Below are 14,689 nucleotides of genomic sequence, written 5' to 3'. Positions count from 1 at the left end.
TTTGTCAAGTGCTTTCGGAGATATGCCGTAGCTTTTTTTCTTTTATTCTAACTCTGCATTTCTTGTTTTGTTAAACTTATACCGGGCAAAATCCTCCGCAAGTCCACAAGCGGATATGAACGCCCTTGCTTTCTGTAGATCACGGGATAGCTGATCTTCACGCTTGATGCGCTGTGCTTCGGCGTTCAGCTTCTTACGGCTAAGGTAATGAGCGTTCTCCTCTTTCTTCTTGTACTCCGAAAGCTCCGAGGACACCGCTTCAAACTTCTGCATCACAGCCCCAAGTTCCTGCACGGCAGTGTCACGTTCTTTTTTGAGCTTTTTGATGCTCTTCTCCATAGCAACATACTTCTTAGCGGTGTCGCTGAGCTTGTCATAGTCCTCTTTGGAAAGTGTGACCTTTTTGCTAAATACGGACTCCTTGGCTTCGATGCTTTCGATCTCACCTATGTTCACCTTTTTCTTTGCCAGTTTCTCAAACTCGGCAACTGTCTCATCACGCTCGGCGGTGAGTCTTTCGATCTCAGCATTGAGAGCATTTATCTTGTCCTGATGTTCGCCGTACTCCTCGACCTTATAACTGTAACCCCTGGACTTCTTCGGTTCGGAAATTTCAATGCCGTGAGCATTGCAGATATTCTTTAAAATATCCCACTCATTGTGTCTCCAACGGTCATTCGCTTTCGCATCATTTCCGAAGCCCATTTCCTCCATTGCTTTGTTCTTCGCATTGCAGACTTCAAGTCCACGAGTGAAGTGACCTACGGGGATATAATTGATGTGCAGGTGCGGAGTTGATTCATCAAGATGCAGCACCGCATTGAACACATAGAAGTTAGGATTTCTCGCCTGAAATCCCTCCATATATTCACGCAGACATTCAGTCGTTATCTCGGCATCAGGAGTGCCGACGCCAGTGTCTTTTCTTGTTCCGATATAAACGAGATGTTCGTAGAAGCTTTTTTGCTTGTTCGTGCCTGTAATAACACTTTTGCTCGGCAGGCGATTGAACAGGTGTTCAAAGTAGTTACCGATCTTACGATCCTTTCTTTTCTGATTAGCGTTGTATCTCTCAACCGCTTCATCGAAAAGCTGATGATAAGCATCACTCAGAGCCTGCTGAACGAACACAACATTGTTCAGTGTTCTGGAGCTGTCGATATTCTTGGCAGAGAACTCTCTGTTGTTATGTGAAAGGCTGCCTTTACCCTCGCACATCGAGATAGATTTTGTACTCATGTTATAGTCTCTCTTTCATAAAATTTTTTTCATCATGTAAGCCCTGACGGGCTTGAAGAATTACGCACAAGACAGAGCTTGTGCTACTAAGAACATTTACGCCCTGTCGGGCTTTGAAGAATTTCGCATAAGACGGAGCTTATGCTCCATATAGCCCTGATGGTCAAATTGGATTGCAACGATACGGAGATCGGCAACCCAAACGGTGCGAAGCACCGGATTTTACTTGCGGTGCGCCGCCAGTAACCCCAAAGCACTTTTGACAGCCGCCTACACGACTATCAAAAATGCCGGGGCTCTGCGAGGCTCTTATCGGCTGGCGGAGCAGCCGAAATTGTGGGTACGGTTATTCTGAATCGTACCCGTGAGAACTTCGGAAATCCGCATTACAATTTTGAAAAATCAGCTCTCATTTTTTCTGAAAATCTGCTATCTCAGCAACGATATTTTTCATGGAAAGCCGACCAGCTTTGTTGCAGTTTATGAACTCAAAACAAAGGTACCCTGCGTAGTCCAGATGATGCAAGGAATATACAAAACGCTCGTCACATTCTTCATTGGGAGAAGCAGGAGCAAATTCTCTCCATTCACGCATCCGCCACAGATAATCATTGAGTGTTCGCCACGCTGACTTCTCCCATTCTTCATAGGCTCGTTTTTCTCGGACTCGCTTCTGATATTCGGACACTTTTTCCGCAGTCGGAGCTTTACCGATTTCGATATGCAGAGCGTAATCATCGTTGAGCTTTTTCACAGCATCAATAGGCTTGTCCAATCCGAACATTTTCTGCGTGAAACCGATAACGTCAACGTGCGTTCCGCAGCCGAAGCAATGAAGAGCATCGGGATAAATTTTTGCAGAGGGAGTACGCTCGTTATGAAACGGGCAAAGTGCCATACCACCACGGGATATTTCAAGACCATATCCCTCCGCTACCGTTCTCATATCAATAGCAGATTTTACTTGCTCGAATACCGTCAATTCTGGAAATAGTTAAGCAGGTCAGCCTTGTTGACAAGTATCTTTCCACGAACACCTTCGCCTGTGCGGATATACTTGATCTTGTTCTGAGCTACAAGCATACGGACAGTGTGTTCGGAAAGCCCGCCAATAAGCTCGGTACATTCCTTGACGGTCAGCATCTTCACCTTTTCAGGTGCAGGAGCTTTGGTTGTTTCGGGGACTGCGCCCTCATTAGGCTCTCTGTCGTAAGCGACAGCGGTCATGAGTTCAAGTATCTGGTCGAGAAGCTGTTCTTTTCTTTCGTTTGTCATAATTAAAATCCTCATCTTTCTATCTAAGAGTTTTGTGTTTTATGAACTTTGAACATTTTGAGCATTTTGCAGTTTCAAAGTGTGCAAAATGCGGAAAGTTCAGGGTCATCATCTGTAAATGTTCGGGTTGATGATAACATCTGTTATCGTTTTGTTGTTTGTGCCCTTGCTTATGTTGCGGACGATATACCTGTATTCCTCCAGCATATCCATTGTCTCAGCAAAGTCGGCGGCGTTCTTAAATAGTGTGCATCTGCACAGCTTGTACAGGTCATTCTGCCTGATATTTGTGATGTGCTTGGAGCGTATCTTGTTTATCACACGTTCTGCCTTTATCGTTCCGTGGTCAACGTCACCGAGACTGTACGCATATATCGCCTGTTCACGGAAATACTCACCGATCTCGATAGCGTTACAGAACGTATCAAGCGTGACAAGGTTCTCTGCTGGCTCAACACCATTCAAAGCACACTTGATACAGTGAATGATACCGCACAGGCGGAGCAGTTCGCCGTGATACTTACCGCCCCAGTCTTTGCAGAATGCCATATCCGTGAGGAGCATCGGCTCAATACGCCTGTTGTAGTAATCTACGAACTCACCGTATGTCTTTTCGTCGAAATGGAGATACAGCTCTTTCTCGTCATTATAGGCGAACTTCTTACCGAGGAGCTTGTATATCAGCCGCTTGTAATTCTCAGCAACGGCTTCAGGAACAGCCTGCGTATCATATTTACGATAGCCGATATTGCTTACGGGGAAACAATACAGAAAACGTGCTATCAGTCCGCTGCCACGAAACACAGGATTATTTATCATGCTATCGAACATATAGGGCTGACACGCAAGACAGATGCTCATGTACGGCTTTTTCAGCACTATACTCGCCCTGGTCGCTCTGTCGCTGATATACGTTTCACCATTCCACGATTTCAGCAGGAGATCAAGGTTCGGTATATTGTTGCTATAACGTCCGCTGAAATTACCGAGCATTCCTGATTCATCGGATATCATCAGGAGTGTGCCGTTTTCTTCAAGCAGATTTACAAGAGATTCGGGCGTAACATCGTCAACAGCTATCCTGCGGAAGTTGCTCGGAGACATATTGCTAAGGTCTGTTTGCAGCTTGGCAATCTCCTCGGCGGTAACGTCTTTCTTCTTTTCAAGTGCTTCGAGCTTGCTCTCTAACAGCTTGTATTCTGCCTGCGCCGTGAAGATGTCCTGCTTGTTATGCTCGTTCCAGTCGTGAGCGAACTGTATATACGGTCGCTTGATAAGAGAGATAACAGGAGACTTCTTGAAGCTCGGCTCTGCTATCGTCAGGGTGTCGAGTACCAGCGGCTCAGTATGGTCACGCTTGGCCGACATACGGTACACGCCCGAAAAGCAGTAGCTCACCGCCGAGAGTATTGAAGTGCCTGCCATAGCAACGTCCGTTGATGTGGTAGTCGCTATTGCGTCTGCCATATCACCTATAATAGATGGAAGTGCGTTCACAGGGAACGGCAGGAGGTTTGTCCCGTCGGGACGGAGTGGTATGGGCTGAACCCACGTTGTTTCGTTGTTCAACTATCATCTTCCTTTCAGATGTATTTATAAAAGCGAATTTATATGTATATCGGTCAGCATCTTGTATGCAATACCGCTGTCAGCCGACCGTCGCCTGCTGACATGACCATTGTAACATTTCTTTCGGAGGTCCTGTGCGTGTATTGCGTATTTACGCAAAAGAATACGTATAATATTTTTGAATACGCTGTATATTACGCTATAATACGCATTATAATTGACATTTTGCGTGTGATATGTTATAATATCAGAAGATACCGAAAGCGAGGAGAGCGTATGGGAACTACGACAATTTACCGTATAAACGAAACAGACCGCACGATAAATATCGCACAGTCTGTTAATGATACTGATGAAAGCTTACACGGCGTAGTTTTGAATACAAGAATGTACACTTTTGATGAGCTGATGAATCAGCATAAAGTGTTCTGCGAACATACCGAGCCTTATGACGCTTTCAAGGACAGGCTCAACAGCGCCTTGCGTATTGACAAGAGCATTGAAGTCAGCACCGATGATATGATAGCAAGGTTTATAGCTGAATATGGGGAGAATATCTTTTTCAGAGGATATGTCAGCTCTGTTATTGAGTTCTATGACAAGGAGAGGCACGTCCTACTGAAACCGAATGACGTTGTTATCGCCAAGCTCAACAGAAGAAAGATACAGGACGAAGTTTCCCGAAAGCTAATGGAGTTCATGGATACGCAGTTCGCCCTGATGTGCAGTGATGCGTATTTCAGCCATAAGTCTACTATGGAGCATTTTATGATACAGTCCGGAAGAACGATAGTTGCTGCCGATGATTATACATTCAATGTGTTCCGTGAAAGCGACAATTGCCTGCTTACCATCCTTGCAGAGATCGGGCAGCTCGTTCATCATAACAAGTGGATTGTCTGCGAGTGCGGTTTCTGTCATAAGCTGTTTCTCGGAACGGAAAGAGAAGTCTGCTGTCACTCCGCCGAGTGCATCGAAGCACAGAAACAGCAGAAGGAAGCCATATACAAGGAAAATACAAAGGCATACTCAGCCGTGAAGCGAGATTATGATGCTTATGTCCGCAGATATAAGAAGGTTCTCGTTGAAGCAGGTGTTGAGAAGTATCACCCTGCCGAGTTTGACGAGTTTATACAGGCGAAGCAGGAACGTATGGAAGATATGGACAAGCTCAAAAAACGCCTGATACGCAACGGTCTGCCGACCAAGGAGCTTGAAAAACTCAGTGCTAAGTATAAGACGGAGATAAAGGCTATTGCAGAAGAGCTTGTTGAGAGGTTTGGGAAGAAGAGGTGAACTTTGACTCCGGTGGGTTCAAAGTTAAAATATTGATATCAAAAAACATTTTATAACAAATATTGACTTAGATTCTATACCATGTTATAATAATACAAATAGCGATTCTACGCTAGGTATCGCTTGTTATGATTGTGGAGGTATAGGAGAATGAAACAAGATAAATCAAAGTGGATAGCTTTCTTTACTCAGCAAGTTGCTACTGAAAAAGAAAAGATTTGTTCCAGATATAAAAACTATAAAGATCAAGCAAGTGCAATCAATCAGTTTATAAATGATATACGTGATAATTCAATTCGCTCCTTGAAAGCACATTCAAATGAATTAACCCAGTCTGAGTTACTTGATGAAATCCTTATTATAACATATGCTTCTTATATAGTGATGCTTGATGCAAGAAATTCAGTATGGCCTTATGAATACATGGCTTTTGCACGACGTATTGGTGAGTTATGGGAGCCGTTCTGCAAACTGCCTTTCGAATATCCAATAAAAAAACTGACAATTATCTCTCCACCTGATTTCAATAAAGTTCAGGATACCATAAAGAAGGATGCTACGAATTATATTGATAGTTTAAAGCTAGATCAAGAAACAAAAGACGAATTAAAGCGTCACTATGCAATCCCGTGGACAATGGTTGATAGTGGTGGAATCAAACTCGGGCTTGATCTCCATTTTGAACAAGATGGCATTCATTACAACTGTGATTTCAAAAGCGGGTTTAGTTCAAATGAAAAAGGCAATACAAACCGCTTGTTACTTGTTGCAAGTATCTATAATTCACTTGGAGAAATTGAAAAAACGATATTGTTTGTAAGACAACCAGAAGATGATAATAATCACTATCTTCAGACTTTGAAAAACTCTCCCTATTGGGATGTATACTGTGCAAACGATGGCTACGCTGCAATGAAACGATTCACAGGTTTTGATATGCGTGAATGGCTTGATAATAACGTCGATTGGGAAAATGATATAAGCAGTGAATTAAGGGAGCATCTTGAGAAAAATGATCTTTTGCGCTACTTGACATGGTAAGCCTAATGTGTTATACTTAAGTCAAGGCTTAAGTATAACAAGTGAGGGATATAAATATGAAAGATCAGTTTTGTTCGTTTTATACCAATTCAGAAGATATTACATTTTATATGTCTTCGCGATTAGGGATACATGATGGTGATATTATTTTAGAACCATCAGCCGGAGAGGGTATATTCATAGATGAGATACTTAACGCCAAGAAGCAAGTTCACATTGATGCTTTAGATATCAATGATGATGCTATTTCAGTTTTGCAAAAAAAGTATGATGATAATCCTGATGTTGATGTTCGTAAAACTGATACGCTATTCGATCCTCAACTCGATAAATATGACATATCGCAATTATGGTTAAAGCAAACGGACACATTGTTGGATGAACAGTTAGATTTTTTCAACTCTACAGGTGGATATTATACTGGCGTTATAGGCAATCCGCCGTATGGTGCTTGGCAGGATTATGAACGACGTGATCAATTAAAAAAGAAATATGTCGGACAGTACGTCAAAGAAACCTATTCTTTGTTTTTATTGAGGTGCATATCTGTATTAAAACTAAACGGAAGATTATCTTTTATTATCCCTGATACGTTTTTGTATGTTAATATGCACACAAAGCTTCGTGAGCTTTTATTGAAGAAAACGAAAATTGAGGAAATCATTATTTTTCCGTCAAAGTTTTTCCCTGGCATTAGTTTTGGATACTCTAATTTATGTATCATTACTTTAGAACGAAGCGAAATGCAAGACGCAATCAACAATTCAGTAAAGATATATAGAGGATTTAAAAAATCCGAGGAATTTCGTCAGTTAATCGCAAATGATACATTGCCAGCTTACATAGAGCAGTTTAATCTTAAACAAAGTGAGGTCTTATCTAATCCTCAACATAGATTTGTTTTCGCTGATAATCAAATAGTTTCTTTATTAAGGGAAACCACAGTCAATCTTGGAGATGTTGCAGATGTAGTAACAGGTTTCTATACAGGAAATAATACTAAATTCATTAAAGCTGCATCAAATGCTGTAAAAGGTGCAAAAAACTATGAGGTTATAGATCCAAGTATGATTGTAGATAATTCTTCTACTGATGGAGCATCAGACCTATCCGAAGCATATATTCCATTTATAAAAAGTGCATCTGATAAACGATATATTCGTAGTCGTGAGGATTGGTATGTGCGCTGGGACAGCGAAACTGTCTCCTTTTATAAAGCTGATAAAAAAGCTCGATTCCAGAATTCCGAGTATTATTTTAAGACGGGTATCGGAATTCCTATGGTTAAGTCAAGTAGAATTAAGGCTTTTTTGATGCAGAACCGAGTATTTGATCAATCAATCGTAGGGATATTCCCTAAAGACAAAACAAAGCTTAATTATATATTGGCATTAATGAACTCTGATATAATCAATCAGATTATACATATCATCAATCCAACTGCTAACAACTCTGCTAATTATATAAAGCTTATCCCTTATATTGAGCCATCTTCGATGTTATTAGATGAAATTAGCGAAACGGTTGACAGAATTGTAGAATTATCAGAAAATATAGATGATAAGACTATCAAACAAATGGAAGATAAAATTGATTCTATGATAACGAGCATTTACTTAGTTTCAAGTCATAAACAAGCAAAATAAATATTTGATCCAGTGATAATCGAACCTGAATTAATGATATTTGTTAGAAATTTCAGTTATGTTTAATGAAAGGAGTACTTATGAAAGACAAAGAAACTATTGTTTTTCTTCACCTGAGTGACATACACATTGGTAAAGAAAAAGATATAAGTGATGAACATATTAGGAAGATAGTTGATTCGCTAAAAAGCTACAAGTCTATTAATATTAAAAATGTCATTATCATCCTTTCTGGTGATATTACATATTCTGGCGACGCTTCACAGTTTTCAAATGCAAAAAAACTTATTGGAAGTTTATTAGTTAGCCTTAACAAGGTCTTTAAATGTAGCTGCACAGTGTTAGCTGTTCCTGGAAATCACGATGTTAATCATGCTGGATCACCATTGAACGTAACATTGCTTAAAGACAATAAGTATTCAGAATGTGAAGTGGGGGAATATAATAAACTTAATTCATTCTATAATTTTGCTCGTCTCAATAAATGCTTTGAGCATTCGGAAATATACTATGACATACGTAGACTTTCAATTGGCAACTGCAAAATCAAAGTGAATCTAATTAACAATGGGATTTTTTCAACTTGCGATGAGTACAAAGGGCTTCTGTATTTACCAAATGATTACATTGATAAGCTTTCAGATAGAGAAGATGCTGATTTTGTTATATCAATAATGCATCATGCACCGGATTATTATAGAGATGATATAAAAAATCGAGTAGAAGATACTATTGTGAAGAACAGCGATATACTTTTTCATGGTCACGAGCATTACAATTATAGTAAACAGACTTCATTTAATGGTTCAGATTGTACAGTCATTCAATCTGGCGGCTGTTTATGTAATAATGGGAATTGGGATGATAGTTCGTATTTGGTAGGATTACTGGATACCGAGTCTCTAAAATATGAATATTATAAGTATACGTGGAATAGTAGTGCCAAACAATACGAACACGATAGTGGGAAAAAGGCACAAGTCAAGCCGCAAAAGCCCGACTTGAAAATAACAGAAGATTTTCAGGAGTTTATTCATGATGATAATGAGGAAAAGTATTATGTTTTTCCTTCAATTATTTATCATGGCAATAAATCTACTGAGAATTTTTTAATTGAAACATCCAGCTATTTTGAGGAAGAATTACAAAAACACAGATATTCTATTATTGTTGGAGCTGGAAATGTTGGAAAAACCACACTATTAAAGAATCTATTTTCTTCTTTTGCAAAAAGCCATTATGTTCTTTATGCCAGCCCTGAGAAACTTCTTGAAAAGAGCAAACATAAAAGACAGAATATCGATAAACTAATCAAGGCTCTTTTTGAGGATATATATGGTAGTAGCAAAAGTGAATGGCAGGCGTTTGAACAATCTGACACAACTGATTGTATATTTATGCTTGATGACTTTGAACAAATCGATGGCATAAACATTAGTAACTTTTTCAAATCACTAAGCGGTAGATTTGGCACAATCATTATAACTAATACTCGAATAATTGATTTTGACACATCTATTATCAATATTGACGAAAAAGAAACTATAGCAAAATTTGAGATTAAGGCACCTGTAGGCCATAAGCGCAGAGAAATAATAAGAGCTGTAGCGTTAGATAAAGCCGATGACAAATCAGAACAAAATATTGAGAATATTGTTAAGCAAGTGGATCGAATTATTAAAACACAACTTAACATCATTCCGCCAGAGCCATACTACATTATTCAAATGGCAGAAAACTTTATGAATCATGTAGGTGAAGCTATATATAAAAGCACTAATGCCTTTAGTAAAGTTTTTGAAGCAAATCTAACTAATAAGATTGATGATGCACTAAAAACTAATACTAAGAATAGAAATATTACAGTTGATCTTATGTATGTAATATTTAGAAAAATAGCCTATTACATTCATTTTAATAAAGCATATCCTGTAAAAAGATGTGAGATTGGAAAAATAATTAAAGAATATAATGCTGAATATGGGAATAATCTTGAAACTGAAGACATAATCAACATTGCAAAAACTGCAAAAATTATATCAGATACTGAAGAAAGTCGTGAAGAATACAGATTTAGAAACAAAAGTATTCTGGCATATTTTGTTGCAAAAGAGATCGTTGCGAGAAAAGATGTTGCTGGCTTGGAAGATGTAATAAATAAGGCTTGTATAAACATTTGTACAGATATCCTTTTATTCGTTATATATCTAACTGATGAGACTTCAATATTAAGTCAAATAATGTCTTCTATTAATAGAACAGTAGTCGAAGATACATCGTGGGATGAATTCAGTATACCTAATAAGGTTCCTATGTTCATTAAAACTTCCAATCAACTATCTGTTAATACAAAATCAATTAATAAAAAAGAAGAAAAGAAACAAATTGAAAGATCGGAAGAAACAGTAGAGGAATCAATGGTAAAAGAGTTCAAAATAAGGGATATATATGATTGGGATGACTCTATTATTGACGAGTATAATAATAAATTGTTCCGAATGATGTCCTTACTTCAAATTATCGCAAAATCCCTTCCTTGCTTTGAACATCTTTTGAAAAAAGATAAAAAGAGTGAACTGATTCGCTTATTGTATACGCTACCAAACAGGATATTTATGTTTTGGTGCAACTTTATTGAGAAACACTACGAAGACATCATAAAAGAATTAAAAACACATCCATATTTTACAACAAAGAAACCTCAAATGAGAGAAAGTGACATTGATCTAAAAGTGAGGTCATCATTTGCACTATATTCAATGGATTTACTATTGAACCTTTACTATATTCCCGTTTTGAATGCTGCCGGAAAAAACACTGTACAATTTTTGAACAGCGTTGAATTCTTCGACTATAGAGAAAACCCAACCTATCAATTAGAACATCTGATGTTTGTGGAGCAAATACAAGATTCAAATGAATTTGTATCATCTGCATTGGCTTTACAGAAAGATTATAACGAAAAAGTTTCTTCGTATCTTTTACAATGCATTGTTCGTCATGGGCTTATAACACGTAATGATACACGTGAAAATACAGACAGACTGGAAAGCAAATTCTTTCCTAAAGCAAAGAAGCCCCTTCTAATTGAAAGGGCTAAAGATAAATATTCAAAAAAGTAGTAACGTGCAAGTCCTGCCCTTGCTGGTCGTTATTCACTGGGTAAACGACCTATTCCCAAGTGAATTGAATGCATATCATCTCGCTACGCTGACGTTACTACATTATAAGTATACTCTATTGGTTGTGATTTTATTCATATAGTACTTGTTTTTCAAAAAACGGCTGCACCCGAAGGCACAGCCGTTTATCCTCAAATATAAACCATACACTCAAACACAGCTTCTCTCGCCATGTAGACGAAGCAGTTCTCCAGACCGAGTATCTTCTCGGCATCACCGCTGAGGACAGCTTTCTTATAGCAACTGTCGGTCTGCTTCCAATGCTCCACCTGACGGAAGATAGCTTCACTGACTTTTAGTTTCATATCATCAAGGTACTGAATGATCTTACCCTCGTTGACGAGCCTGCGAAGCCTATCGGGGCATTTGCTGTCAGAATAATGAAGATGATACCTGATGAAGTCGGTGTGGTAGGTCTTGCTCTCCTCGGTCTGCGTATCGGCATTGAAGTGAGTGACGGTCACGGTATTGGTATCAAGTCTCCACAACGGAACGTATTTCTTTTTCAGCTGATTGTATGCGGTCTGTTCGCTCTTGTATCTGCTCATACCGTCCACCTCACTTAATTGGCTTTATCATTTCAAGGACGAGTTGTGCGCCGACCTTGAAGCCCTTGCGGAATTCGTTGCGATTGGAAAGATTGTGCAGCTCAATGTCCGCTGACTGATACTCGTTAAGAATATCGGTGCTGTCGGGATAGGCTTTCTTCAGTTCGGCTTCTGCCTTGACGAGTCTGTCGAGGGCGACTCTGTATGCTCCGTCCGTATCCTCAATCTCGGTTAGGTGGAACAGGTCATAATCGTAAAGTTCATCGAGGATTGTTCTGCTCATAGTTCACACCTCCTCATTTCCGCTGAAATAAGACAGCAGGCTTTCCTTGTTGACGAGATACTTGCCACGGACACCCTCACCTGTTCGGAACGCTTTGATCTTGCCTTGTGCTATCAGCATACGGATAGAATGCTCGGAGATACCTTCGATCAGCGCGGTACACTCCTTGATAGTCAGCATTCTGACCGACTGTGCAGGAGCTTTGACAGGCTTTGATGATGTTGCAGGCTGTTCCTGCACTTCTTCCTCGGCGGTCAGTTGAAGCAAGAGGTTAATGATTGTGTTTACGATCTCACGTTTTTCTGCTATTGTCATAATGATCTTCCTTTCGTGGGCGGAGTTCTCAAAGGCTCTCACCACAGTTCTCAAATTTAGTACAGAGATATGCAATAGCGTGGTCAATTAAGGTCAAGTAGTGGTCAACTAAGTTACAAGAGAGCGGCAGAGACTTTGAAATCCAGCAGAACCGCAGTTCTTGTAACTCAATCCAAACGCCGTATTTACGGCACTTTTTGAAGAAAAGGATAATTTAAGTGAAGATGCCTGAATACCAGTTCTGGGTTAGCCGAACATTCGGGGTAAACTCCAAGAGATAATTTTATCCCTATTGGGAGCACTCGAAATCACGTATTTACGCTGTTTTGTTCGGTTTGGGTTTATCTGAAATATGGTGAATTTGGGGCGGTAACTAACACGTAACTAACGGGTAACTAACAAAAATCAAGGCATTCATCGTTTGATGGATGCCTTAAATATTTTAATTGTCACGAAAGGATGTGAACAAAATGTATTATATCAGCAAAGTACGCATACAGCGATTTCGTTCAATAATGGATATGGAATTCAATATTTCAGATTATAGTATGCCTGTAGCAATTTGTGGTCAAAATAATGTAGGCAAAACTAATACATTAAGAGCTATTAATTTATTCTTTAATCCAAATACTTTTAATCCTAATACTGATATTCCCGAATTGAAAAAAGCTCAACGTGGTGGTAGTTACTATCCTAAAATAACACTTGACTTTAATTCAGTAGATAATCATTCTCCCAAAATGAGAATAATAAGGGATTTTTCAAATATTGAAAATGACGACGGATTAAAAGGGTACTCACTTCGAAGAGGCAACACTCATCAGTTAACGGTTGATGAGATAAATGATTTTATCTCCAAAATCGAATTTCGTTTGATCAAGTCCATTGATGTAAACATTCCTAAACTGGTAGATGATTTAACAAGTGATATGCTTGATATTAAATTTGATAAATCAAGATTTGTAGCCGCAAAAAAAGATTTAAAGGATGTTTTTGAAAAATATACTGACTTGCTACAAGAAATATTGAATTCTTTCTCTTCGGAAATATCTGATACATTTCATATTTTTAAAGATAATTGGAATGTATCATTCAATGTTCCTAAAAAATCTGATAAATTTAGAGATATTATTTCCGATGATGTTGACTTAAAAATCGACGACAAAAGCGGTATGGGTGTTTCAAACAAAGGATCGGGTTTACAAAGATTAGCTATTATTTTACTAAATATAGAATTAATAAAACGAATATCTCCAAGAAAGAAAAGCTCTTATATATTATGTATTGATGAACCGGATATATTTCTTCACAGTGGATTACAGAAAAAGTTATATCAGTTTATACTTGATAGTGGATTTCAAACAATTTATACAACCCATTCTGAGCACTTTATTGACAAGAATTTACGCAATATTGTGTTTTTAGAGGGGTTGCTTAGTCATAAATTTAGCAAAAGGAAAAATAAAGAAATATATTATCTTGATACAAATATCGTTCCGTTAAACACTGAAGATGGTTATAAAAAAATATGTGAACATTTAGGAATAGAACCTGTTCTTATTTCAGATCCTGTTCTCGCTAAATACAACATTATCGTCGAAGGCGAATGCGATGAAAAATATTTATTTAAGCTGGCAAGTTATTATGGAATTAATCATAGCGAGATTAAATTTATTATTGCCGGCGGGGTAAATCGAATTAATCCTATGTTAGATGTATATAATTCTTTTTCTGCCAATCAATCTGACAAACCTATTGTTCATGTACTGTATGATGATGATGTCGCTGGACGACCAGAATATGATAGAATAAACTCGCTTTTAAAGAATCAAAATAATTTTAAAAATATAGATATAAAGCCGTTTATCATAAAAAACTATTCAGGACAAGCATCACATAATGGCAATTATGAAATAGAAGATTTAATGTATCCAGAAATAATTTGTTTGGTATTAAATCTATTTTTAGCACAACACAACATGACACAGATTGAAGCAAGTAAAGTGATTTCAACTAATTGTTCAAAACGATTCATCCGAAAAGGAATATTAAATGTATGTGAAATGTATACCAGTTTATTAAATCCTGATGAAACCTTATCTCCCCAGCAAACACAAGTTAAGGGAGAAATGTGTGAATTGTTTGATATTTCAAATCCACAAATTAAAAACACACTTGATCAAGCTCGTATAGATCATCCAAATGTCGAAGAGTTTGTTCAAGGTATATTTAAATTTGAATAATTATTTTCAAAACAAAACCGCTGAGGGAACAATCCATCAGCGGTTATTTTTA

Annotated in this window: 12 protein-coding genes; 5 read left to right on the top strand and 7 right to left on the bottom strand. The window is 38.2% G+C overall.

Translation table 11 applies throughout. From position 1 onward, the window contains the following. Positions 1–42: 42 nt before the first annotated feature. The 4 genes from AB5627_RS11045 to AB5627_RS11030 form a co-directional block, all read right to left on the bottom strand. On the bottom strand, positions 43–1,239 hold the full coding sequence (locus AB5627_RS11045; RefSeq protein ID WP_368369840.1) for a plasmid recombination protein: 1,197 nt from the start codon (positions 1,237–1,239) through the stop codon (positions 43–45). Positions 1,240–1,648: 409 nt separating this feature from the next. After that, positions 1,649–2,221 (bottom strand): CHC2 zinc finger domain-containing protein, encoded by a 573-nt coding sequence (locus AB5627_RS11040; RefSeq protein ID WP_022287497.1) that lies wholly within the window; start codon positions 2,219–2,221, stop codon positions 1,649–1,651. Next, positions 2,218–2,514, bottom strand: coding sequence for a helix-turn-helix domain-containing protein (locus AB5627_RS11035; protein ID WP_022287496.1), 297 nt, complete (start codon positions 2,512–2,514; stop codon positions 2,218–2,220). Before AB5627_RS11035 ends, AB5627_RS11040 begins: the two co-directional genes overlap by 4 nt. A 108-nt stretch (positions 2,515–2,622) precedes the next feature. After that, positions 2,623–4,083 (bottom strand): YfjI family protein, encoded by a 1,461-nt coding sequence (locus tag AB5627_RS11030; protein WP_022287495.1) that lies wholly within the window; start codon positions 4,081–4,083, stop codon positions 2,623–2,625. A 276-nt stretch (positions 4,084–4,359) separates the two neighbouring features. Here AB5627_RS11030 and AB5627_RS11025 point away from each other — a divergent pair, with 276 nt between their 5' ends. The 4 genes from AB5627_RS11025 (at position 4,360) to AB5627_RS11010 (ending at position 11,188) form a co-directional block, all read left to right on the top strand. Next, the gene (locus tag AB5627_RS11025) at positions 4,360–5,379 is read left to right on the top strand and encodes a hypothetical protein (protein ID WP_022287494.1); all 1,020 of its coding nucleotides are present in this window, start codon (positions 4,360–4,362) and stop codon (positions 5,377–5,379) included. A gap of 150 nt (positions 5,380–5,529) precedes the next feature. Then, positions 5,530–6,420, top strand: a complete 891-nt coding sequence (locus tag AB5627_RS11020) for a hypothetical protein (protein ID WP_195220366.1) — start codon at positions 5,530–5,532, stop codon at positions 6,418–6,420. 56 nt (positions 6,421–6,476) lie between these two features. Beyond that, on the top strand, positions 6,477–8,066 hold the full coding sequence (locus AB5627_RS11015; RefSeq protein ID WP_195220364.1) for an N-6 DNA methylase: 1,590 nt from the start codon (positions 6,477–6,479) through the stop codon (positions 8,064–8,066). A gap of 80 nt (positions 8,067–8,146) precedes the next feature. Beyond that, entirely contained in the window at positions 8,147–11,188 is a 3,042-nt protein-coding gene (locus AB5627_RS11010) for a metallophosphoesterase (RefSeq protein WP_265290717.1), read from the top strand. A 191-nt stretch (positions 11,189–11,379) separates the two neighbouring features. Here the strand turns inward: AB5627_RS11010 and AB5627_RS11005 are convergent, their stop codons facing one another. Genes AB5627_RS11005 through AB5627_RS10995 form a run of 3 tightly spaced genes read right to left on the bottom strand, consistent with a single transcriptional unit; the run spans position 11,380 to position 12,394 of the window. Beyond that, positions 11,380–11,796, bottom strand: a complete 417-nt coding sequence (locus tag AB5627_RS11005; RefSeq protein ID WP_022288007.1) for a hypothetical protein — start codon at positions 11,794–11,796, stop codon at positions 11,380–11,382. A 10-nt stretch (positions 11,797–11,806) separates the two neighbouring features. After that, positions 11,807–12,079, bottom strand: a complete 273-nt coding sequence (locus AB5627_RS11000) for a DUF6809 family protein (RefSeq protein ID WP_195220359.1) — start codon at positions 12,077–12,079, stop codon at positions 11,807–11,809. 3 nt (positions 12,080–12,082) lie between these two features. Next, positions 12,083–12,394 (bottom strand): helix-turn-helix domain-containing protein, encoded by a 312-nt coding sequence (locus AB5627_RS10995; protein WP_022287334.1) that lies wholly within the window; start codon positions 12,392–12,394, stop codon positions 12,083–12,085. 470 nt (positions 12,395–12,864) lie between these two features. Between AB5627_RS10995 and AB5627_RS10990 the strand changes: the two genes are divergently transcribed. Continuing rightward, positions 12,865–14,637 carry an ATP-dependent endonuclease gene (locus AB5627_RS10990; RefSeq protein WP_265290718.1) on the top strand — a complete coding sequence of 591 codons (1,773 nt, stop codon included), beginning with the start codon at positions 12,865–12,867 and terminating at the stop codon, positions 14,635–14,637. Positions 14,638–14,689: the final 52 nt, after the last annotated feature.

Origin of the sequence: Ruminococcus sp. RTP21198st1_G1_RTP21198_201120 (assembly GCF_040924265.1) — a bacterium.
GTDB lineage: Bacteria > Bacillota > Clostridia > Oscillospirales > Ruminococcaceae > Hominimerdicola > Hominimerdicola aceti.
The sequence above is the reverse complement of the archived record's forward strand: the minus strand, read 5'-3'. Positions and strand labels throughout refer to the sequence as shown.

Excerpts from the sequence above, each read along its gene's own strand:
- AB5627_RS11045 (WP_368369840.1), bottom strand. The coding sequence starts at position 1,239 with ATGAGTACAAAATCTATCTCGATGTGCGAGGGTAAAGGCAGCCTTTCA.
- AB5627_RS11035 (WP_022287496.1), bottom strand. The coding sequence starts at position 2,514 with ATGACAAACGAAAGAAAAGAACAGCTTCTCGACCAGATACTTGAACTC.
- AB5627_RS11025 (WP_022287494.1), top strand. The coding sequence starts at position 4,360 with ATGGGAACTACGACAATTTACCGTATAAACGAAACAGACCGCACGATA.
- AB5627_RS11020 (WP_195220366.1), top strand. The coding sequence starts at position 5,530 with ATGAAACAAGATAAATCAAAGTGGATAGCTTTCTTTACTCAGCAAGTT.
- AB5627_RS11015 (WP_195220364.1), top strand. The coding sequence starts at position 6,477 with ATGAAAGATCAGTTTTGTTCGTTTTATACCAATTCAGAAGATATTACA.
- AB5627_RS11010 (WP_265290717.1), top strand. The coding sequence starts at position 8,147 with ATGAAAGACAAAGAAACTATTGTTTTTCTTCACCTGAGTGACATACAC.
- AB5627_RS11005 (WP_022288007.1), bottom strand. The coding sequence starts at position 11,796 with ATGAGCAGATACAAGAGCGAACAGACCGCATACAATCAGCTGAAAAAG.
- AB5627_RS11000 (WP_195220359.1), bottom strand. The coding sequence starts at position 12,079 with ATGAGCAGAACAATCCTCGATGAACTTTACGATTATGACCTGTTCCAC.
- AB5627_RS10995 (WP_022287334.1), bottom strand. The coding sequence starts at position 12,394 with ATGACAATAGCAGAAAAACGTGAGATCGTAAACACAATCATTAACCTC.
- AB5627_RS10990 (WP_265290718.1), top strand. The coding sequence starts at position 12,865 with ATGTATTATATCAGCAAAGTACGCATACAGCGATTTCGTTCAATAATG.